Genomic DNA, 20,831 nt, shown 5'->3' on the forward strand with positions numbered 1-20,831 from the left:
GGTCCGGACACGGATTCTGGACGAACTGGCGGCCCGTAAAGTGACAGGTCACATGCAAACTGATCTGAATTAACGAACATAAAGGAATAGCCCTCTAAATGGCTGATTACTGAACATCATGCGCATGTCTTGCTCCACTGCCCGCTGGTTGCTTATTTTAGTGTTGCTCCCAACACTACTATTCTCGCGCCTGGCATTGGCGAGCTATGTGTGTCCTCAGTCTCAGTTGTTGGTTGCGGCATCAGTGGGCCATGCGCAGAACCACGGCTGCGCCCAACCGGGTGACCACTCCCATATGGTCGATGAGGTGCAGCCATCGCTATGCGCGGCGCATTCTTCAGATGAAAAGCAACTGAACAACGCTGCCGCACAGTCGGCTGCATCAGAGCCGGTTTTGCTGTTCTTGTATCCGGTCTCCTCCCCACCTCTGTCGCTCGCATGGCCAGTTTCCGCCTACGCCGACCTGCCCGACCTAGCCAGGGGCGATAGTGCCCTATTCCTGCAAACGCTCAGGTTACGCATTTGACCTGACTCCGGTTTTGTTTGTCTCGCGGCTGCGGTCGCGAGTGACCTGAAAAAACTATCCGGAGTCAACCATGTTTGTATCCATACGCGCGCTTGCACCGCAGCGCGTTCTGGTGCGCGCTCGCGCCCTGTGCGCGCTGCTTGCAATAGCAAGTGCATCTGCCTATGGGCAAGAGGCCGGCCTCACTTTTGAGGAAGCGCTTTACGAGGCCACGAACCGATCGGCCGCCATACAGGCGAGCGAGTCATCTGTATTGGCCAGTTCGAATGCCGTCGTGTCGGCGGGCGAGTTGCCTGACCCGGTATTGAAATTGGGTATCGATAGCGTTCCCATTGAAGGTCCGATGCGTTATTCGCTCAATGAGGACTCGATGACAATGCGGCGCATCGGCATCGAACAGGAGTGGGTCCCGGCGGACAAACGCGAGCGCCGGACGCACCTTGCCAACCAGCAAGTCGGCAGGGAGCAGGCAGACCTACTGTTGCAATCTGCGAATACGCGGCAGCAGGCGGCAATTGCTTGGCTCAATGCAGCCTACGCCCAGCGTGCCCTCGGGCTGTCCAAAGCGTTAACCACGCAGATGACTGACGAACTCGCCGCGACGCGGGCTTCTTATCGCGGCGTGCGCGCGACGGCCGATGATGTAACGCAGGCTCAGATGTTGAGCTCTCAGGCTAGAGATCGATTGCTCAGAGCCCAGCAGGAGCATCGTTCAGCGTTGATTTCATTGAGTAGATGGGTTGCCTCGCCTGTGGCGCGTATAGCGGGTGAAATCCCACCGTTGCAAAGCCATGTTTCGTCGCTCACGATACAGGAGCTCAACCGCGTGCAGCCTGAGCTCCTCGTTGCGCAGCGCGACATATCCATTGCTGATGCGGCCACTGCGGTTGCTAGCAGCAATAGGACCCCGAACTGGACCTGGGGCGTGACATATCAGAACCGGGGTAGCCAATACCAGGACATGGTGTCGGTAGGTGTGAGCATCCCACTGCCCGTCGATCGGGCTAACCGGCAAGACCGGGATGTGGCTCAAAGAGCTGCATTGGGCAATAAAGCTCGCTTTATGTTGCACGAGAGCCAACGCCAGGTTCAGGCCAGTATCCAGAACTTGTCCACATCACTTGCCAACGGGCGAGAACGAGTTGGCAACCTTAACACTACCTTACTGCCCGCAGCACAACGACAAGTTGGGCTTGCGACCGCCGCCTACAAGGCGGGCACGGGATCGCTGGCAGATGTATTCAAAGCCAAGCGAGGACTGCTAGAGGCAAAGCTTCAGATACTCGAACTTGAGCGAGATGTCGCACAAATTTGGGCTCAGCTCGAGTACCAGGTTATTGCGAACAGTGATGAATTTATGCAAAGGAATAGTCATGCGGCCAACTAACTGGATACGCGTTATGGTCGCACTTGCTGCGGTGGTCGTATTGCTCGGTGCCGGCTATGTGTTGGGTAGCCGCCAAGCCGGTAGCGCTACGAGCAACTCGGATGCGAGTGTGGCGAGCGACAGTAAGTCTGCACCTGATTCGGATCGAAAAGTTTTGTACTGGCACGATCCCATGGTGCCAAACCAGCGCTTTGACAAGCCGGGAAAATCGCCCTTTATGGATATGCCACTACAGCCGGTTTATGCGGATGAAGGCGCGGCCAGCGGCATCCAGATCGATCCATCACTTCAGCAAAATCTGGGCATCCGGTACGCTACGGTCACGAAAGAGGAAACGAAACAAGGGTTCGATGCGATCGGCACGACGCAGTTTGACGAATCACAAGCGGTGTTCATTCAGTCTCGTGTGAATGGATTCATCGAACGCCTGCATACGGACGCACCCTTGCAGCACGTCGAAAAAGGCGCGGCCATCGCATCGCTGTTCGTTCCTGATTGGCTTGCGGCGCAAGAAGAGTACCTTGCACTTAAGCACGGCGGAGCTGATCAAGAGATGTTGTCGACATCGCGCGCGCGCATGCGGGCACTGTCGATACCGAAGGAAGTAGTCAGTGCCCTTGATCGAACCGGAAAAGCACAAAGCTATATTACCTTGTCTGCACCCGTCTCGGGCGTGATCACCGAGCTCTCAGTGCGCAACGGCGCAATGGTTACCCCTGGGCAGACATTGGCTAAGTTGGTTGGCTTGAACAAGCTGTGGCTTGTGATCGAGGTGCCCGAATCGATGGCGTTAAGGGTCCGCCCTGGGATGGCCGTTGAGGCGGTATTTTCGGGCGATTCAACTCAGCGCGTGACGGGGCGAATTCGTGAGGTCCTCCCCGGAATCAGTACTAGCAGCCGCACCCTGCAGGTTCGGCTGGAGATCGACAACACTGAGCTAAGGTTGACCCCCGGAATGCTGATGCGCGCGCACATTAGTGCGGAAAAAACGGTCTCACGCCTGCTCGTTCCCTCTGAGGCGGTGATCACAACGGGTGAGCGTTCAGTGGTCATTGTGAAGAACGAGACGGGGCGGCTGCAGCCGGTTGAAGTCGAGCTTGGCATTAGGCTCGGTGATCGGACAGAAGTCCTGCGCGGACTGCGCGACGGACAACAGGTCGTCGCGTCGGGCCAGTTCCTGATCGACTCGGAAGCGAGCCTGCGATCTGTCCTTCCTAAGCTACAAGGAGGCGCTCGGACTGGCGCTGACGATACCGCCAAGACAACGACGACATCTGCAACAACGTATGAAACGACCGGTAAAGTCGAAAAGGTTGCTGCGAACAGCATGACGTTTTCGCACCAAGCAGTCCCGGCGCTAAGCTGGCCCGCCATGACGATGACGTTCAGCAAACCCGCTGCGGATGCCTTCCCGGACGTGAAGGCGGGTCAGACTGTGCGGTTTTCCTTCAAGCAGTCGGACGATGGCTATCAATTGGTATCGGTTGAACCGGTTACGGAGGAAGCACGATGATTGCGCGCCTCATTCATTGGTCCATCTATAACCGCTTTCTTGTGCTGCTGGGAACCCTCGTGATTGCAGCGTGGGGCGTATTTTCACTGCTGGATACGCCGGTCGATGCCTTGCCCGATCTCTCGGACACCCAAGTCATCATCAAGGCGTCTTATCCGGGCCGTGCGCCGCAGGTTGTCGAAGACCAGGTAACCTATCCGCTCACCACAACCTTGCTGGGCGTTCCCGGCGCTAAAACGATCCGAGCCTATTCATCGTTTGGCGACGCGTTTGTTTACGTGCTTTTTGATGATGATACTGATCAGTACTGGGCCCGATCGCGCGTGCTGGAGTACCTGAATCAGGTACAGAGCCGGCTGCCCGCCGGTGCCAGCGTTTCACTCGGGCCAGATGCCACTGGGGTAGGCTGGGTCTATGAATATGCATTGGTGGATCGAACCGGTTCTTACGATCTGGGCCAGTTAAGAGCCTTGAATGACTGGTTCTTGAAGTTTGAGTTAAAGGCAGTGCCAGACGTCTCCGAGGTAGCCTCTATCGGGGGTATGGTCCGCCAGTATCAGGTGGTCGTAGACCCGGATAAGCTACGCGCGTATGGAGTCACATTGGCGGCGGTGAAAGATGCGCTAGCCAAGTCGAACCAGGAGTCGGGAGGCTCGGTGCTGGAGTTGGCGGAATCCGAGTACATGGTTCGTTCCTCGGGATACCTCAAGACGCTGGAGGATTTCAGAAACGTCGTACTGCGCACCGACGACACTGGCACCCCCGTCTTGCTGGGCGACGTTGCGCGCATTCAGATCGGCCCTGAGATGCGCCGGGGAATCGCTGAGTTAAATGGCGAAGGCGAAGTCGCCGGAGGCGTGATCGTAATGCGTTCCGGAAAAAATGCGCTCACCACTATCGACGCGGTTAAAACGAAGCTGACTGAACTGAAGAAGTCCCTGCCGCCGGGTGTTGAGATCGTGACGACGTATGACCGCTCGCAGTTGATTGAGGGGGCCGTGGCAAATCTTACCGACAAGCTGATCGAAGAGTTTATTATCGTCGGTATAGTTTGCGCTCTGTTTCTGTTTCATTTGCGCAGTGCCCTTGTCGCCATTCTTTCGTTGCCACTGGGCATACTCGCAGCGTTCATCGTGATGCGGTACCAGGGCGTTAACGCGAACCTGATGTCACTCAGCGGCATCGCGATTGCGATTGGCGCGATGATCGACGCTGCTATCGTGATGATCGAGAACGCGCACAAACACCTTGAAGCGTATGAGCACAAGCATCCCGACACCCCGCTTACAACCTCGCGGCGCTGGGAACTGATTGCGACATCTACGTCGGAGGTAGGGCCGGCCCTGTTCTTCTCGTTGCTGATCATTACGCTGTCCTTTATACCGGTATTTTCTCTGGAGGGACAAGAGGGGAAAATGTTCTCGCCCTTGGCATTCACGAAGACATACTCGATTGCAGCCGCCGCAATTATCTCCGTGACACTCGTGCCGGTCCTCATGGGCTACTTCATCCGAGGGCGTATTCCCCACGAAATGGCTAATCCAATCAACCGTGTACTGATTCGGATATATCGGCCGATGCTTAATGCAACGCTACGGCGCCCATGGGTGGTTATCGCGTTGGCACTCGCAACCTTGCTGATGACATTGATGCCCCTGTCGCGCCTTGGCAGTGAATTCATGCCTGCACTGAATGAAGGCGATCTGTTGTATATGCCAACAGCCCTGCCTGGCTTGTCTGCGCAGAAAGCCACCGAGCTTCTCCAGCAGACTAACCGCATGATCAAATCGGTTCCTGAGGTCGCAACGGTGTTCGGTAAATCTGGCCGTGCGGATACGGCCACGGATCCTGCCCCACTTGAAATGTTCGAGACCACCATCCAGTTCAAGCCACGCGATGAGTGGCGCGCGGGTATGACGCCTCAAAAGCTGATCGCAGAACTGGACCGAACCGTCAAGGTACCGGGTCTGACCAATGTCTGGGTGCCCCCCATCCGAAATCGGCTTGACATGCTCTCCACTGGGATCAAGACGCCGGTAGGCGTGAAGATTTCCGGCCCGAGCCTGGAGGAAATCGATAAGATCGCCTCGCAGGTTGAAGCGGTGGTTAAGGACGTTCCAGGCGTATCGTCCGCGTTGGCCGAACGCTTGACAGGCGGACACTACATCGACGTCGATATTGATCGTGTATCGGCCGCGCGTTACGGGCTGGCCATTACCGAAATCCAATCCGTCGTGTCCTCGGCAGTGGGCGGCGAAAACGTAGGAGAGGTGATTGATGGGCGGCGGCGTTTCCCCATCAATGTTCGATACCCGCGCGAGATACGCGATTCTCTGGAAGAGTTGCGACAGTTATCTATTGTTACGAACCGCGGCGCCCAGATCCGTCTTGACGATGTGGCGGACCTTGCGATCACCGACGGTCCACCCATGATCCGCAGCGAAAACGCGCGCTTGACGGGCTATGTCTATGTTGACATCCAAAACGCCGATCTGTCTTCGGTGGTCCAGACCATGCAGGAGACGGTCGCGCGCGAAGTCGTACTCCCGGCTGGGTACTCCATTGCCTGGTCGGGCCAGTTCGAATACCTTGAACGAGCCGAAGCAAAACTGCGAACCGTCGTGCCCATGACGCTGGCATTGGTCTTCGTGCTTTTATTCCTTACATTCAATTCCGTGGCGGATGCATTGTTGCTGATGTTGACCGTGCCGTTTGCGCTAATAGGAGGTTTCTGGCTGATCTGGATGCTCGGACATGCCATTTCCGTGGCAACCGCTGTTGGCTTTATCGCTCTTGTGGGCGTGGCAGCTGAATTCGGGGTAGTAATGCTGCTTTATCTTAAAACCGCGTTGAATGATCGGCTCAAGAGTGGCAAGGCGTTGACTGAGTCCTTGCTTGTAGAAGCGATTCGAGAAGGAGCGGTAATCCGGGTTCGTCCCAAAGCCATGACCGTGGCCGTCGTCCTCGGGGGACTATTTCCGATCATGTTAGGTCAAGGTACGGGCTCGGAAGTCATGCAGCGAATCGCCGCGCCCATGATAGGCGGAATGGTCACGGCGCCCATTCTATCGATGTTTGTCATCCCAGCCGCTTGGTTCTTGCTGCAAAGACGACAAATCCGCCGTCTTGAACAACAGCGTCAATGAGGTGGCCCTTATCCGGTGCATGCGCACCGCATATTTCACTTATGGAGAATTGTTATGAAAAAACTAATTACCTATTCGCTGGGCGCGAGCCTCGCATTTGGCGTTCCACTCGCGGTCCACGCGGCCGATAGCAACAACATGAATATGGGCGGCAACACCAACTCAACGCCTTCCACGCGCTCGACGGACACTGCTTTAGCTGATGGCGTGGTTCGTAAGGTGGATCAGTCAAGCGGCATGGTAACGATCGAGCATGGCGAGCTTAAAAACGTCGGCATGCCCCCGATGACAATGGCTTATAAAGCCAAAGACGCAACGGTACTGAAGCAGGCTAAAGAAGGAGGAAAGGTTAAATTTCGGCTGGAGAACCTGAACGGCACCTATACCATCACGAGCCTGAAGAAGCAGTAGAGATTGCCGTTTCGAAGAACCACCTGGCGCAGCAAGCAAGAGTCGCAGTGCGCCAGGTGGGGATTTCAAATACAAGTTGGGCAGCCGATTGGCTGCCCAACTTGTATTGGCGAAAGGTGGATGACTTAGGCGCCGGTGTAGAAGCTTTGGATGTACGCTTTTTCTTCCGCGCTCATTGAAGCCAGCTGGGCGGTCGCACCCGTCACTGGCAATAGCCGCTGCGCGATACATCCAGCACGCGGCACAAACGACTGATGGTGTACTGGTCGCGATGCGCGTCAATCCAGGCGTACTTCATCGTGACCCTCTGGCGAAGTACGCCGTCGCTTTTTTTAGGATTTCTACATCCTGCTTCGCTTCGGCCAACTCTCTGCGAAGGCGGCTGTTCTCAGCCTCCAACTCACTCACCGGGCGGCGCGTGGCAACCTCGGTCACAGCAGCCGGTAACCGACCGTCACTCTCGACCGAAGCCCTCTGACGACGCGCCCAATTACCCACAGTGGAGACAAGAATGCCCAGGCGCCGTGCCGCCTCATGACTACCCACCGACCCCGCGAGCCTTGCCGCTTCGGCCTTGAATTCCTCTGTGTACTGCCTCTTAGGCAACCTGCCATCTTTCATTTCAATTCTCCGTACCTGCGAAGTTAACAACTTCTTGCTATACGTGGAATCTAGGCAAGGTCAAGGCAGGCATGCTCGATTTCGTTGTGCAATTCTCGGATATTGCCTGGCCACGAATATTCTTGCTGTCGCAATTTCGTTAGTGGATGCAAGGATTTGGGCGGATCATTCAGCTGCTGCACCATCGCGCTGATAAAGCGCTGCGCCCGCTCGGGCATCCGGGCTGAGTTTTCGTGTTGCGTGCTGGCGGTCGCCAACAATTACAAACCACGTCCAGTTAGATCGCCCATCCGGCGATGGTGGCGCTCACCGCGCGGGCCAGCATTCGCAATCAGTGCATAGCGGGCCGTCGTTCCCATTGCCACGAGTGCGCCGCCCAAACCGCCGACTGTACCGCCATCCGTGTCCGCTGCCCTGGCTTTCGCGGCATAAACGGCTTCCTCCCCGCCAGGCGGGTCCCCTCCATATATTCCACGGTCCTATTCATCAGCCCCGGCCAGCAGTTCAGCACGGCAAGGCGACGAACTCACGGCAACGGCGGCAACCCCGCAGGAACCGTATTGCTGCGAATGCTGAAAACCTACGATCAGGCTCGGAATCTTCGGCCCCGGTCAGCAGGAAAACCAACCGGTATTTGAAGGGGTAGGACTATGGAACAGGTTAACCACACAGCAGCTTTGGGCTACGACAACATGAACGCAGGGCAGACGCTTTATGTGCGCAGCCCATCAGGCTGCTATTACGTTGCGACCGATTCGCACGTACTGGCCGCCGCCAGGGTCGCCGCTGAAAGCTTGATCGGTGATCGGGCGGACATGGGAAACCCGAACGCTGTAAAACGGTATTTTCAGGCCAAACTGTCGGGCATGGGGCATGAGGTTGCTGCTGTGCTGTACTTGAACAGCCAGCTTAAGGTGATCCGTTACATGGAAATGAGCCATGGCACGTTGACGCAGGCCAGCGTATACCCGCGTGAAATCGTTAAAACGGCGCTACGTCTGGATGCTGCTGCGATCATCATGTCGCACAACCACCCAAGCGGTATACCGGAACCCAGTGAGGCCGATTTGGCACTGACACGGCACTTAAAGCATGCCTTGGCGCTAGTTGATGTTCGTTTGCTGGATCACATCATCGTGACCGGGCAGAACAGCACTTCGCTAGCGGAGCGAGGTCAGGTGTAAACCTGGAGCAGGACGGGTGAGAGCCCGCCTGCACAGGCAGACGCCGCATGTTCATCCCTATGTCCCATACGTCCCCGCCAAAAAGACAAACTAATCGCCCGTGTCCGCCGAATCAAAGGACAGTTGGAAGGCATTGAACGCGCTTTGGATTCGGAAGCGGCAGGTGTGGAAGTGCTGCGTCAGATCGCCTCTGTGCGCGGCGCGGTCAATGGGTTGACGGCAGAGGTGATGGAAGATCACTTGCGCGAACACATCCTGACAGTCGAAACAGACAGGGAGCGCAAGCAGGGCGGCGAGGAAATGATTGAGGTCATCCGCGCTTACATGAAATGACTTTCTGCCTACAGGCAGCTCGCGAGATATAGGATCGCTGATGAGAACGAAGACCATCCCGGCCTCGGGCCACAATCACTTCTTTCTCGGTAGCGACCACCAGCGCAATGAACGTAGGGTGTGGCTGGTCATTGGCCTCACGGCCAGCATGATGCTGGTGGAAATCATCGCCGGCACACTCTATGGCTCAATGGCGTTGGTGGCCGACGGCTGGCATATGTCTACGCATGCCGGTGCGATGCGACCGCCGTTATCGGGAGCGCATCAGCCGCAGCTATGAAAAATCCCTTGAATTGCAGAAGAAGACCGAACACTACGCCGGTAAGGCCGCAGCAGTAGGCAAGAACGGAATTTCCAGCGACGACCCGGATGCTATTGGAAAACTCACGGCCAAGCTTGCGACGCCGCAGGCCTCGCAAGACGCTATGAAGAAGCTGAATGCCGTCATTCGCCGCCATGCCGAGACCCATACCGAAACCCGCATCACCGCGCCATGTTCCTGTGTGACGGCAAACCGGCCAAGGAAACGCGCCTGTTGAAGCGCCACGGTTTCCACTGGAGTCCGACACGCAGCGCCTGGGTGCGGCAGTTGACGGGTAACGCTCAATGGGCCGCCCGCGATGTCATCCACGCCCTGGATGAAACACAGACGCAGGAATAACCCCTTTCGCCTGAGCGAGATTGCTGGCGAGTACCTGCGCAAAGGCCGTACCGTCTTTGTGGAAGGCCGGCTGAAAACCCACAAATGGCAAGATGTAGACACCGGCACTGACCGTTACAACACCGAGATCATCGCTGATCAAATGCAGATGCTGGGGAGCCGCGATAACGGACACGCCGAAACAACCCAGGCCACGCCCGCAGCACGCCCGAAAGGTCGTAGCGCCAAGAGCAAGGCACCCGCAGCAGAGTCTGCAGAAGTCGATCCATCAGACATTTTGTTCTGCTTGATGAAGCACTGGGCCGGGTAATACCGGCCTGGACTTCCCAACCATGGCCCGGCACTGTCCGGGCCTTGTTGCGTCATGGTCTACTGTTCTGTGGCCTGCTGTTTTATGGCATGTCTTCGTTCCGGTGGTCGAGGTTTAGCATCCGCCAGTGAAATTCAGAGCAGCTTGTGCTGCAGGTGTCGTGCACGTCCCAGGCTGCGCCTGGGCCCCTATCCGATGACGATGCCAGCCCGGTTCCGGTCTGGCTGGGTCTTTCCGCCCCCCAATTCGCCTACGCTCATTTGTGGCCTTAAAAGCCCCACACAAGACGCACCCCTGACGGGGTAGAAAAAGCGTTTACCTTTCAAGGAATTGGGAGCAAATGGCGGTGAGCCGCACCGTAGAACATAAAGAGCGAAAAAACAGCATAAGAGCTTGATTTGTCGAACGAATATCCGGCTACAGTTGTAGCCTTGTTTCTGGTAGACGGCCCGGGCACCGGCCGCTAGCAACGTACCGACTACACGCTGACTGCTTTCCATCTGCACTTTGATTGCATGGCGACAGCATGAGTGCTGCGTGACGATTGCCTATGGGCGGCAGGGGCCTTACAGTGTTGTGGCATCAAGCGTACGGGGAAATGTCAGAGGTACTGATTCATACTTGACCAGACAGGCATTGCCAGATCTGAAGGGCAGAAAACGACCCGTTGCCGTCACACGCACACATCGGAATCGGTCGTCCGCTCCGCAGCCAGACCGGTCACCAAAGCATCGACAAACAGACGTACCTTTGGAGGCAGAAGTCGTCGGGACGGATAGATGGCGACGATGGGAGTTGGCTCCGGTTCGTGTGCTTCAAGAATTCTCTTCAGATCACCTGAATCAAGCTGGCCTTCAACCACAAAATCAGGAAGCTGGACTATGCCAAGTCCGGCACTTGCAGCGTCTCGTAGTGCCTCACCGCTATCAAATCGTAGCCTACCGTTCAACTCAAGCGCGATCGGTTTGCCGTGTTCGTCCCGAAGCTGTAGTGGAAGTGGGCGTCCATATTGAGAAAATCGTAGGCATACATGCTCGGAAAGCTGCTCAACCGTTGTTGGCTCGCCATGTTCCGCGAGGTACGTGGGCGAGGCATAGAGACTCACCCGGTGACGGGCGACAACGCGTGATACCAGTTCATCGTCCAAGTCGCTTGCCCCGATACGAACCGCCAGATCGTACCCGTCAGCAACAATATTCGACGAGCGATCACTGAAGTTGACGTCCGCTTCAATGCCGGGCCAAGCCTTGAGAAACTGAACGAGGACCGGAAGCAAGTGGCTACGTCCATACGAATCGGGCACTGTCATCCGTAACACTCCGCGCAGTTCGCCAAGTCGCCCAGCCATATCCATCAGCGCACCGTCGAGCTCAGCCAACGTCTTGGCGCATTGCTCGCAGAGAATTCGACCTTCCTCCGTCAGGACCATTGCGCGCGTGGTTCGCTGAAATAAGCGGGTGCCTGTCCGCGTCTCAAGACGCGCGACAGCCTTGGCCACCGCCGAACGCGTGAGCCCAAGCCTGTCGGCTGCCAATGCAAAGCTGTGAGCTTCAGCCGCTGCGACGAAAGTGCGAAAAACATTTAGATCGTCCATCTTGTCCTCTGACGACTGGGATTCCACGGCGTGGCGACTATTGTTCGCCAATAAATACGGTTTAATTTCTCTTTGGGTAATTGTAATCAACAATCGGAGGGTTACTCATGAACGACACGACACGCCGCAAGACCGTCCTGGTGACAGGAGCGAACGGGTACATCGGCAATGCGGTTACGAAAGCATTCAGCCGGGCTGGTTGGCGAACGTATGGCCTGATCCGAAAACAAGAGGATGCGCTCGATCTCGCGGAGAATGAGATTTACCCCGTGATTGGTTCGCCCACGGACTTGTCCTTCCTCGACCAAACAAATGATGTGGTTTTTGATGTCATCGTCTCGAATACCGAGGACAGGAGTAACCCGGTTACCCACTTCGAAAAAGTCCGCGCAATGATCGGTGAGGTGACGCGACGTAGCCAGAGCGCAGGCGTGCGCCCACTGGTAATGTTCACCAGTGGTTGTAAGGACTACGGCAAGATGAGTCTGAAAAATGGCGATCCAGGTTTGAAGCCGCATACCGAAGACAGCCCCATGAACGCCCCGGCACCACTAGTTCCCCGGATGAATTGCGGTCTATGGCTGCTCGAAAGTTCGCATGCTGGCTTCGACGCGACAGTGCTTCGACCGACAATCGTTTATGGTCACACATCGAGTCATTGTGGGGCGCTGTTCGATCTCGCGGCGAATAGTTCCGGCGTGTTGAAGCTGATTGCCGACCCCAACGCGATTATGCATTCGCTGCATGTCGATGATTGCGGAGACGCGTATGTAGCCCTCGCCGAGCATCCGTTGCGAAGCGAGGTGGCGCAACAGGCGTTCAACCTCTCCAACGCGCGTTATGAAACCGCGAAAGAGATCGGTGAGGCACTGGCGGAGTCGTATGGATTGCCGCTAGAGTTTGTCATTCCAACTGATGGCGTTCCGATGCAAACCGCTCACGGACTCGCCAACTTCTGGCAGTGGGTCGGTTCGGACAAAGTGCGGGCTGTAACCGGATGGTCAGAGCATCGATCGACGTTTGTTGACGGCATTGATGAATACCGCATGGCCTACGAGGCCACGATTGGCCGGAAAAGCTGACCGGGCCAACTTCATACGGCGTTAAGCAGAGTCGCAGCGTTAGGGGACGGAGCGGTGGGCGTGTCAATAACGGCCTCATATTGCTTAGCCTGCCCACCTCCATACCTGCTAATCCGTCTGTGGGCAGGTTTGTCCGCTTAGCACGCGAGACCTGACAGTCGCGAGACGCCATACCAACTCTTCGGAAAGACCGCCTATGGCCGATATCTGCCGGGCATGACAACAAATTCACTTTGACGCAGCTGCGGTTGCTAGTTTGGTTAACTAGACTGTATGTGGAATAGAGAACAAGGGGTGGCTAGTTATCCTACTTCCAGTTCAGATTCTGCGCGTAGGGCAAGAGGATCCTGTTCGTTCTGGCCGTGTGTCAGATCTTCAGGCGCCACCGCCTGCAGGTCATGTGCCAGCCCCTTGTACGTCATCTGGTCCACCCGCTCAGGCAGTTTTTTTGCATCGTCTGTGAACACAATAACCTCGTGCCGTTCGCGCGAGATACTGACATAGTAAGTATCCTGGGCAGTCGTGCGGCTGAAGCTTTCGGCGTTGTAAAGAACTCGGTCGCAGGTCAGCCCTTGGGCGCTATGCGCGGTGGTCGTGTAGGCATAGTCCATGTTTAGCGGTCGATCTGTGGGCAGCTGCACGTGGCGACCATGGGTTTCGATGGTGATGCTGCTTGCATCGATCGTCGCGACCTTCGCCAGTTGGCCGTTGACCAAGTCATTATGGGCGTCGTTGCGTGTGATTCGGACATGGTCGCCCACAGACAGCTCTGCCCGATTCAGGCGATAGACCGATAGCTTGCTCATGGTTTTCGGGATGATTTCCACGGGCTGCGTAGGTGACGGGCCGGGCCGAATCGGTTCGACGGTAATACGATCGTGGCGCGTGCTGTCGATCACGCGGTACAGCCCTCCACGTTTTAGGCCGCACTGATAGTCCCGTTCGGGCACGACGATGTCGCCCACGGCGTAATACCGCGCTACGCTGCGTTCCGCACGGGTAGTGTCATGGCGAGCCAGTAGCTGGCATTGATGCCCTTTATTTTTTAGGCCGAGCAGAGTATGGATCCGTGCATTAATGGCTTCGCGCGAAGCGTTGGTGCCGGTCACCACGATGGTGCCCGCCTGGTCTGCCGGAGGAAGCTGCACATAGGCTTGAGCAATGGCCTCATATCGGGCGGAACTGTCCCGGCTTTTGTGGCCGTGCTCGTCGGCGGTGAACTGATCCGGGATGGTGAGTACCTGATCCAGGAGTGGCAGGGATCGGCTGGCTTGGCCTTCGGCGGCCAACTGCACCGCCTGGCGCAGCCGTTCAGAGCGTTGGCGCTGGATGTCTGCCATCAGTACAGTTTTCATGCCGTTTTCCTGCAGCATGGCAAACGCGCGACCTGCCTCAACGGCCTTGGTCTGGGCGGTGTCACCCAGCAAGACCACTTTGGCTCCTGTCGGTTGAATGAGGGCCAGCAGCTTGTCCATCTGCCGTATGGGTACGACTCCGGCCTCATCAATCACTACGACGGCTTTCGGCCCTAGGGTGTTGATGAAGGGGCGTTTGTCGGAAGCTGCAAGCACTGATGCAATCGTGTTAGCCGGTATGCCGTCTTCGCGCAGATTGCGAACCATGTTTCCGTAGGGAGCCAGGGCCGTCATGGTGTGTCTCTGCTGTTGGAGGATGGCTTGGGCGTTCTGCAGAGCGAAGGATTTACCGGTGCCAGCCAGGCCTTGGATACCGGCGACTTGATCGACGTCGGTCGTGATTAGCATGACAGCTTCGCGCTGGCCGGGCGTCAGGCGTGTGTCCAGGCTGCTTTCGACACTGGTATCTGCAATCGTGGTCTGCCAGGCACTGCGGCCCGCTTGATCGGCGGCCAGTATTCTGGACTCCGCTTCGTAGGCTTGCCGGGTCGCATAGCGTGGGCTTTCCATTAGTAGGCGTCCTTCGGTAATGGCCTGATCAACCAGCTGCAGGGCGCTACCCTGAGCCAGGCCGCGCAGGCGTATGACCTCTGTCGCCCAGCCTGCGCGCGTCATGGGAAGAGCCATCCTGTCTTGGGTGCTGCAGTAGTGCGGTGCTTCCCGGATCAGTGCGCCGGACTCCACGCGGCCCTGAATCGCAGCCTGAATGGCTGTAATGTCCGTATGGCCACCGGCATGGCGTACGGCGTTTTGCAGTAAGTCCGCCAGTGGCATGACGGATTCCCTTTCAGCCAGATGTTGGATTGCCCAGTTCAGTGAGGCTTGTGCGACCAAGTCAGATGACTGCTTCATGTTTTGGGTCGGCTGGATGTCCGCTTGTTGTCTGGCATGGTCAAACTGCATTCCGATGGTGGTCGCGGCGTCACGCCATTGTCGATGCAGCTCTGTGCGGCTGAGTTCTTGAGTCTTCGCCTGGCGGTGGGCCAGGGTGATGCCTTGGCGCAAGGCGTGAGGCGCTTCTTCACGACTGGTGCCGCGTGCAGACAGTTCAGCAGTAATGCCGGCGCTGCGTTTACTGAAAAACTCAATTTTCTCGCGACTGATGTGGGCCAGTTCGATATGGCTCTTTTCGTGGCGAACCCCATATCCCAGCGCCCGGACATTGCGTTCCAGCTCTGCTTGGTAGATTGAATCTGTCACGCGTAGCAATTGGAAGATTTTCTCATTAGACAAAGCCACCCAACTGCCGTCGGCTCGCTGGGTCAGATTCATCAGCACGGCGTGGACGTGTAGGTGAGGGTCTGGGGCAGCGCCTTCGGTAGGGCGTGCTGTCTCGTGGCGGAATTTGGCAATGATGAGGTTGCCCGTGTGTTCGATTCGTGACTTGCCGTTTTCTTTGTGGCGACCCAAGGTCAGATGCTGCTCGACATAAGCAAGGGCAGCAGCCACGGCTTTGTCATTGGCCTGGATTAGGCGCTCGTCGCCGCCGATCAAGGCTTGCAATGTGATGCTTTTAGGCGCGCCGAAGGTGAGATCTAGGGCGGCACGGGCCTTCGCATCCTTGCGGATAGACCGGCCCGCTGCGATGCCACGACCAAAGTCGCCCTGCAACATTGCTTTTAAGCGTGCGGGATCGATTTTGCCAACGGCGCCCAGGCGTTGGGCACCTTCACCTTGCCAACTGGCGGCACCGCCTTCACGGCTGTAGTAGTCATCGGCCTGGTCGGCGTAGTAATGGGTGGCGAGGGCCGCACGGGCGCGGTAGATCTGGCTGTGCGAGATCATGGGAGCTCCGGGAGAGGGTGGGGTGGCGAGAGATTGGCCAGCGAGCGTTAGGGCGCGCCAACGCTAGCGTATGAGGGAAGGGGTAGTGGTTGCACACGTTCATCCACAGGTTCCGTGGGTAAACGGGCGGCAGTTAATGAGCCATTCCTGACACTTGGGCTCCATCGGCCAACGTTAGTTTCGCAGCAGGCGGTGCCAGTCATGATCGCATTGCGAGTTCCTGCTTCCTAACCTCTTGCAGTCATACAAAAGCTCCTGCTGTGACAATTCCGGCGATCGCTTTAGCTTTCAAACGGTTATTGCTGCTAAAAATTATTATTAGTGGCTTTTGCGTGAGCGAGCCATATACGCCTAAGTTTGACCTCGAAAATGTTGGCAATCATGCCCCTTTCAGAGGCAAAAACGGGTTGGTATGGGTCAACGAGTGAGTGCTCGCCACATCACATGATGTGTATGTTGTCGGTATGCCATCGGAATAAAGGCGTTAACATCACGTTACGAAAAAAATATCCGCGAGCGTCAGGCTCAGCCACGCGGGATGACAACGTGATGATTTAGCAAGGGAGCGACCATGTATCTGAAACACATCCACGCGCGGAACTACCGCGCATTCGGGGACGGTACGGGTACGCCTGCGCCTGCACTTGATTGGGAACTCAATCCTGGGCTCAACATCTTGGTGGGTGAAAACGATGCGGGCAAGACCTGCATCGTTGACTCCATCCGCCAGGTACTGCTCACCACCAGCTACGAGCCCGTGCGGCTCTTCGAGCAGGACTTCCACATCAACGGAACTGACCGTGCACACACGCTCACCATCGAAGCCACGCTTTGCGGCCTGAGTCCTGATCAAGAGGCTTCTGTTCTTGAGTGGCTGACGCTTGAGAAAGACGGCACCTGCTCGCTCATTCTTCATCTCGAAGCGCGCTACCACCCGCCCCAAGCGACAAAGCGAGCGCGGGTAGACACCATAGTTCGGACCGGAACGAACGGAACCGGCCCGGAGGTTGGCTACGCGGTCCGAGAACTGGTGCGAGCGACCTATTTGAGGCCGCTTCGCGACGCCGAAGCTGAACTTCGGCCTGGCCGACAATCGCGACTTTCTCAAATTCTGGGCGCGCACAACGACATCGCAGGCCAGGAGGTGAACGACTTCGACAAGGCCTCGCCCAAAGAGATCCCAGAGCGGCTGGTTGGCCTGATGGCCTTCGCACAGCATCACCTCGGCGAGCATGAGGTCGTAAAGGGAGTCGAGAAGGACATCAACGACAACTACCTCAGCCAGTTCGCGTTCTCCGAAGACGACCTTCAATCCCGCATTCGCATCGTCCCTGACCTCGCGCTGACGCCAATTCTGGAGAAGTTCGAGCTATCGCTGCTCCCGGGCTCGCATATTCATCCCGATGCGCGATGCGCCCGTGGCCTTGGCTACAACAACGCGCTGTTTATGGCTACGGAACTGGTCCTGCTGCGTGATGGTGAGGAACTGGGACTGCTGCTCGTCGAAGAGCCCGAGGCTCATCTTCATCCTCAATTGCAGGAAAGGGTCATGGACCTCCTAAAGGAACATTCGAACGCAGAACAGGCTGACAAAAGGGTTCAAGTCATTCTTACGACTCATAGTCCATCGTTGGTCTCAACTGCGCGCATCGAGGATATGACGCTTGTGCATAAGGCCCAGACCTTTCCGCTGGAAGCGGGGAAGACAAAGCTCAAGCGCACGGACTATTCGTTCTTGCGTCGGTTTATCGACGCCACGAAGGCTAATCTCTTTTTTGCTCGTGGTGTCATGATGGTGGAGGGGCCCGCAGAAGCCATCTTGCTCCCCGCTATCGCGGAGATGTGCGGTCGGTCGTTTTCCAAGCATGGCGTGTCGATGGTTAACGTCGGCCACACCGGCCTGTACCACTACGCCCGCGTCTTGCAGCGTGAGGGCGTCGGACCGGAAATCCCAATTCCGGTAGTTTGTCTGACAGACCGAGATATCGTCCCGGATGTTGCGAAGTCTTACGTGCCGAAGCCCGCCACAGGCAATCGATTTGACTCGGATTACTCCGCGTCGGAGATCACTGCGCATGTGAAGAGCAAGAAAGACCGAGCAGAAGGTGGCAAGACCATCGTCTGTGTCTCAGACCGTTGGACGCTTGAGTACGACTTGGCGTTGTATGGCTGCGCGGAGCTGATGTACTTTGCAATTCAGCTTGCAGTGAAGGCCAAGTCTCGCGATGAGCGTCTCGATGAGCAGGATGAGGCCAATACGCTGGCGGCTGCCAAGCGGAATTGGACCACGTTGAAGGCCGCTGGGCATGTTCCGGACGAGCTCGCCTCAATCATCTATCGGCCGCTCCAAAAGAAAGAGGCCTCGAAGGCCATCGCTGCACAGTATGCTGCTTACCTAGTCTACACAGGTGCATATGGCGAGGGCGATGTTCTATTCACGAAGCTGCCTCCGTATCTGCAGACTGCGCTTGCTCACCTGACCAGGGCTCCCGCTACGAAGTCCGCGGTAGCGCCCGATGCGGCAGCCGGTGTAGTCGCGTCGGTCGCGGTGGCAACTCCCTTGGATCTTGGCGCAGCGGTGGCGTCTCCGTCGCCTTCGACGCTTCGGGCAGTTCCTGCGGTGCCTTCGGCAATCCCTGCGGTGCCTTCGGCAATCCCTTCTGTCCCGAAAGTCCCCCCGCCTGCCGCTGCTTCCGCTGCTGCACCTGCTCAGGTGGTAGCTAGTCAGTCCGCGAATCCAATGCCGCTAGGCACCGAGGCGGCAAAGGGAACTGAGGGAGCTGGCAAGTGAGCGCGGTAAGCCTTAAATCCGAAGATCTTGCGGACCTGGCGACGCTGGCCAGGGACTTGAACTTCGACGATGACGAACGCCGCTGCGCGCTGCTCGAGAACAACTCTCGGGACTTCAACGCTGTGCCGGGCAGCGGGAAGACCTCGTTGCTCGCGGCAAAATTGTTGTTGCTGGCCAAGAAGTGGCCTCATACGCGACGCGGTATCTGCGTCCTGAGTCATACGAACGTCGCGCGCGACGAGATTGCTCGGCGCCTTGCGGAGACGGTGGAGGGAGCGCAGTTGCTTAGCTACCCTCACTTCATCGGCACCATTCATAGCTTCGTCAATCAGTTCTTCGCCCTGCCGATGTTGCGAAGCTTGCATCAGAAGGTCGACGTTATCGACGATTCGGTGTTTGCTGAGAAGGCGCTCGCCCGGTTGCAACTGGGGCAGTTTTTCAAGTTGCGTTATTTCCTGGAGAACCAGAGCAATGGCGAGGGCATCGCCACGTCGCTGTTTTACAGAACTGCAGCGCTTACAGTGAATGTTGAGAGCGGCTCTCTGCCGGCAGCTCATACGGCGTCGTATAAGTCCCTAGTCAGCCTCAAGACACAACTCTCCAGCTTGGGCATCTTTCGGCATAGCGACATGTTCGCGTATGCGGACTTGGCGCTCCAGACGTGCCCGCACCTTGTCGACGTTGTACATCGCCGCTTTCCCATGGTATTCATTGACGAGATGCAGGATACGTCATGGGACCAGGAGTCCTTCTTGAATCGCATCTTCGATGGGAAGTCCGTGATGCAGCGGTTCGGAGACATCGATCAAAAGATTCTGACGGACGAGGAGAATGCTGAGCAGCTAACATTTCCACGCCAGAACCACGGGTACATCAGCACTAGCAAGCGGTTTGGTGGAGCAATTGCGCACGCTGTGGGCAGCGTCCGCATGAGCGGCGCTGCGGTTGTCGGTGAAGCAGCCAACGCCCATGCTCCCGTTTTGCTGCTGTACGCGACGGATGACGCGACGAAGGTGGTCTCGCACTACGGACGTATCGTCCTTGAACGTCTGAGCGAGACGGACATCAGCACAAGCGACGTGAAGGTAATGTGTGCTCGAAAATTGGGCGAAGGCAGTGTTTTGGCTGGGCGTCATTTAAGTGACTACTGGCCGGCTTATGGCGAGGGTCTACCCAGCATAGGTATGCGCTCAGGAAACTTCTGGAACCTTATTGGAGATACTGGGCAGCCTCGTCAAGAAACGTCGCTCAGTGCGCGAGTTTCCGATGTTCGTAGGGCCTTGCTGCTCGTACTTCGTGAAGCGGGTGCGCCGTTGGCTAAGGACCTTCGTGACGGGCGCGCGTTGCCACGTGCCGCCAGCGCGTTTGCGCCTGCTGGTCGTATAGAAGCGCTGACCCGTCAGTTGACACTCTCCGGTGAGCAGCTTTGTTCAAGCGACCAGCGCGAAACTCTATTCCAGCTTCTGTATGAAGGACTTAAAGCGTATCTTCCAGATGGGTTCGGACTCGACACATTCAAGGCGTTGGGGCTGTTCGACGAGCAAGTAGCAGCGACTGCTGCGGCTGCTCCTATAGCGGCTAAGTGTGAAGTGCTTCACCAAGAGAGGTCACTTCAGTTTGTACTGGGGACGGTTGCTGGGATGAAAGGGGAGACACATTCAGCTTCGCTGGTGCTCGAGTCCTACGGCGGCGTCAGTCGTAAGTTCGACGTTGCTCTCGGCCTCGAGTACATCGCAGGTATGCCATCAAAGAAGCTAGCGAAACTTCCGAAGACTCAGCAGGCACAGATGCGAAATCTCTACGTGGCGATGTCACGTCCAACGACCTTGCTATGTCTTGCCGCAAATGAGAATCGTGTCCCAGTGAAGATACGCGATGCCCTTGTTGGTAAGGGTTGGCACATCGAGACCGTGACTTGAAGTTTCTCTTTTGGGCGGGCGCCTATGGTCCCAGGGAAATGGCCATTCAGAACGATATTTCCCAATTTATACGACCACGTCGAGACTAACAGTCCACACAACGCTTCGCTAATTTCAGGTTTGAGATGTACAACGGTCGTCAGGCCTTTTTGT

At 56.9% G+C, this 20,831-nt stretch carries 12 protein-coding genes and 5 pseudogenes; 13 read left to right on the forward strand and 4 right to left on the reverse strand.

What is annotated here, in order from left to right; all coding sequences use genetic code 11:
• Positions 1–596 precede the first annotated feature (596 nt).
• Genes ACNA0I_RS16805 through ACNA0I_RS16820 form a run of 4 tightly spaced genes read left to right on the forward strand, consistent with a single transcriptional unit; the run spans position 597 to position 6,983 of the window.
• A complete protein-coding gene (locus ACNA0I_RS16805) occupies positions 597–1,913 on the forward strand; it encodes a TolC family protein (protein WP_415807139.1) in 1,317 nt (438 codons plus the stop codon).
• Positions 1,900–3,426 (forward strand): efflux RND transporter periplasmic adaptor subunit, encoded by a 1,527-nt coding sequence (locus ACNA0I_RS16810; RefSeq protein WP_415807140.1) that lies wholly within the window; start codon positions 1,900–1,902, stop codon positions 3,424–3,426. The genes ACNA0I_RS16805 and ACNA0I_RS16810 overlap by 14 nt, the downstream gene beginning before the upstream one ends.
• Entirely contained in the window at positions 3,423–6,572 is a 3,150-nt protein-coding gene (locus tag ACNA0I_RS16815; protein WP_415807141.1) for an efflux RND transporter permease subunit, read from the forward strand. Before ACNA0I_RS16810 ends, ACNA0I_RS16815 begins: the two co-directional genes overlap by 4 nt.
• A 54-nt stretch (positions 6,573–6,626) precedes the next feature.
• Positions 6,627–6,983, forward strand: a complete 357-nt coding sequence (locus tag ACNA0I_RS16820) for a copper-binding protein (protein WP_415807142.1) — start codon at positions 6,627–6,629, stop codon at positions 6,981–6,983.
• 205 nt (positions 6,984–7,188) lie between these two features.
• Here the strand turns inward: ACNA0I_RS16820 and ACNA0I_RS16825 are convergent.
• Positions 7,189–7,604: pseudogene (locus ACNA0I_RS16825) on the reverse strand (transposase); the annotation flags it as partial.
• A 50-nt stretch (positions 7,605–7,654) separates the two neighbouring features.
• Positions 7,655–7,822 (reverse strand): AAA-type ATPase lid domain-containing protein, encoded by a 168-nt coding sequence (locus tag ACNA0I_RS26780; protein ID WP_460478191.1) that lies wholly within the window; start codon positions 7,820–7,822, stop codon positions 7,655–7,657.
• Positions 7,823–8,254: 432 nt separating this feature from the next.
• On the opposite strand from ACNA0I_RS26780, the gene ACNA0I_RS16830 reads away from it, so the two are divergent.
• The 5 genes and pseudogenes from ACNA0I_RS16830 to ssb form a co-directional block, all read left to right on the forward strand.
• Entirely contained in the window at positions 8,255–8,788 is a 534-nt protein-coding gene (locus ACNA0I_RS16830; RefSeq protein WP_415807143.1) for a JAB domain-containing protein, read from the forward strand.
• 59 nt (positions 8,789–8,847) lie between these two features.
• Positions 8,848–9,121: pseudogene (locus ACNA0I_RS16835) on the forward strand (metal/formaldehyde-sensitive transcriptional repressor).
• Between the two features lie 40 nt (positions 9,122–9,161).
• Positions 9,162–9,362: pseudogene (locus ACNA0I_RS16840) on the forward strand (cation transporter); the annotation flags it as partial.
• A complete protein-coding gene (locus ACNA0I_RS16845; protein ID WP_415807145.1) occupies positions 9,349–9,660 on the forward strand; it encodes a DUF3560 domain-containing protein in 312 nt (103 codons plus the stop codon). The pseudogene ACNA0I_RS16840 and the gene ACNA0I_RS16845, both read left to right, overlap by 14 nt.
• Positions 9,661–9,789: 129 nt before the next feature.
• Positions 9,790–10,092 (forward strand): annotated as a pseudogene (gene ssb, locus ACNA0I_RS16850) (single-stranded DNA-binding protein); the annotation flags it as partial.
• Positions 10,093–10,765: 673 nt separating this feature from the next.
• Here the strand turns inward: ssb and ACNA0I_RS16855 are convergent.
• Complete coding sequence (locus ACNA0I_RS16855) at positions 10,766–11,686, reverse strand: LysR family transcriptional regulator (protein WP_415807146.1); 921 nt, start codon at positions 11,684–11,686, stop codon at positions 10,766–10,768.
• Between the two features lie 107 nt (positions 11,687–11,793).
• Between ACNA0I_RS16855 and ACNA0I_RS16860 the strand changes: the two genes are divergently transcribed.
• Together ACNA0I_RS16860 and ACNA0I_RS16865 are read left to right on the forward strand one after the other, a co-directional pair.
• Positions 11,794–12,768 carry an NAD-dependent epimerase/dehydratase family protein gene (locus tag ACNA0I_RS16860; protein WP_415807147.1) on the forward strand — a complete coding sequence of 325 codons (975 nt, stop codon included), beginning with the start codon at positions 11,794–11,796 and terminating at the stop codon, positions 12,766–12,768.
• A gap of 273 nt (positions 12,769–13,041) precedes the next feature.
• The gene (locus ACNA0I_RS16865; protein ID WP_415807190.1) at positions 13,042–13,272 is read left to right on the forward strand and encodes a cysteine-rich small domain-containing protein; all 231 of its coding nucleotides are present in this window, start codon (positions 13,042–13,044) and stop codon (positions 13,270–13,272) included.
• Positions 13,273–14,027: 755 nt separating this feature from the next.
• Here the strand turns inward: ACNA0I_RS16865 and mobF are convergent.
• A pseudogene (gene mobF / locus ACNA0I_RS16870) lies at positions 14,028–15,968 on the reverse strand (MobF family relaxase); the annotation flags it as partial.
• A 571-nt stretch (positions 15,969–16,539) separates the two neighbouring features.
• Here mobF and ACNA0I_RS16875 point away from each other — a divergent pair.
• Complete coding sequence (locus tag ACNA0I_RS16875; protein WP_415807148.1) at positions 16,540–18,759, forward strand: ATP-dependent nuclease; 2,220 nt, start codon at positions 16,540–16,542, stop codon at positions 18,757–18,759.
• Positions 18,756–20,678, forward strand: coding sequence for a UvrD-helicase domain-containing protein (locus ACNA0I_RS16880; protein ID WP_415807150.1), 1,923 nt, complete (start codon positions 18,756–18,758; stop codon positions 20,676–20,678). Before ACNA0I_RS16875 ends, ACNA0I_RS16880 begins: the two co-directional genes overlap by 4 nt.
• Positions 20,679–20,831: the final 153 nt, after the last annotated feature.

The organism is Bordetella muralis (genome assembly GCF_965139205.1).
In the GTDB taxonomy this organism is placed as follows: domain Bacteria; phylum Pseudomonadota; class Gammaproteobacteria; order Burkholderiales; family Burkholderiaceae_B; genus Bordetella_A; species Bordetella_A muralis.

Excerpts from the sequence above, each read along its gene's own strand:
- ACNA0I_RS16805 (WP_415807139.1), top strand. The coding sequence starts at position 597 with ATGTTTGTATCCATACGCGCGCTTGCACCGCAGCGCGTTCTGGTGCGC.
- ACNA0I_RS16810 (WP_415807140.1), top strand. The coding sequence starts at position 1,900 with ATGCGGCCAACTAACTGGATACGCGTTATGGTCGCACTTGCTGCGGTG.
- ACNA0I_RS16815 (WP_415807141.1), top strand. The coding sequence starts at position 3,423 with ATGATTGCGCGCCTCATTCATTGGTCCATCTATAACCGCTTTCTTGTG.
- ACNA0I_RS16820 (WP_415807142.1), top strand. The coding sequence starts at position 6,627 with ATGAAAAAACTAATTACCTATTCGCTGGGCGCGAGCCTCGCATTTGGC.
- ACNA0I_RS26780 (WP_460478191.1), bottom strand. The coding sequence starts at position 7,822 with ATGCCCGAGCGGGCGCAGCGCTTTATCAGCGCGATGGTGCAGCAGCTG.
- ACNA0I_RS16830 (WP_415807143.1), top strand. The coding sequence starts at position 8,255 with ATGGAACAGGTTAACCACACAGCAGCTTTGGGCTACGACAACATGAAC.
- ACNA0I_RS16845 (WP_415807145.1), top strand. The coding sequence starts at position 9,349 with ATGCCGGTGCGATGCGACCGCCGTTATCGGGAGCGCATCAGCCGCAGC.
- ACNA0I_RS16855 (WP_415807146.1), bottom strand. The coding sequence starts at position 11,686 with ATGGACGATCTAAATGTTTTTCGCACTTTCGTCGCAGCGGCTGAAGCT.
- ACNA0I_RS16860 (WP_415807147.1), top strand. The coding sequence starts at position 11,794 with ATGAACGACACGACACGCCGCAAGACCGTCCTGGTGACAGGAGCGAAC.
- ACNA0I_RS16865 (WP_415807190.1), top strand. The coding sequence starts at position 13,042 with ATGTGGAATAGAGAACAAGGGGTGGCTAGTTATCCTACTTCCAGTTCA.
- ACNA0I_RS16875 (WP_415807148.1), top strand. The coding sequence starts at position 16,540 with ATGTATCTGAAACACATCCACGCGCGGAACTACCGCGCATTCGGGGAC.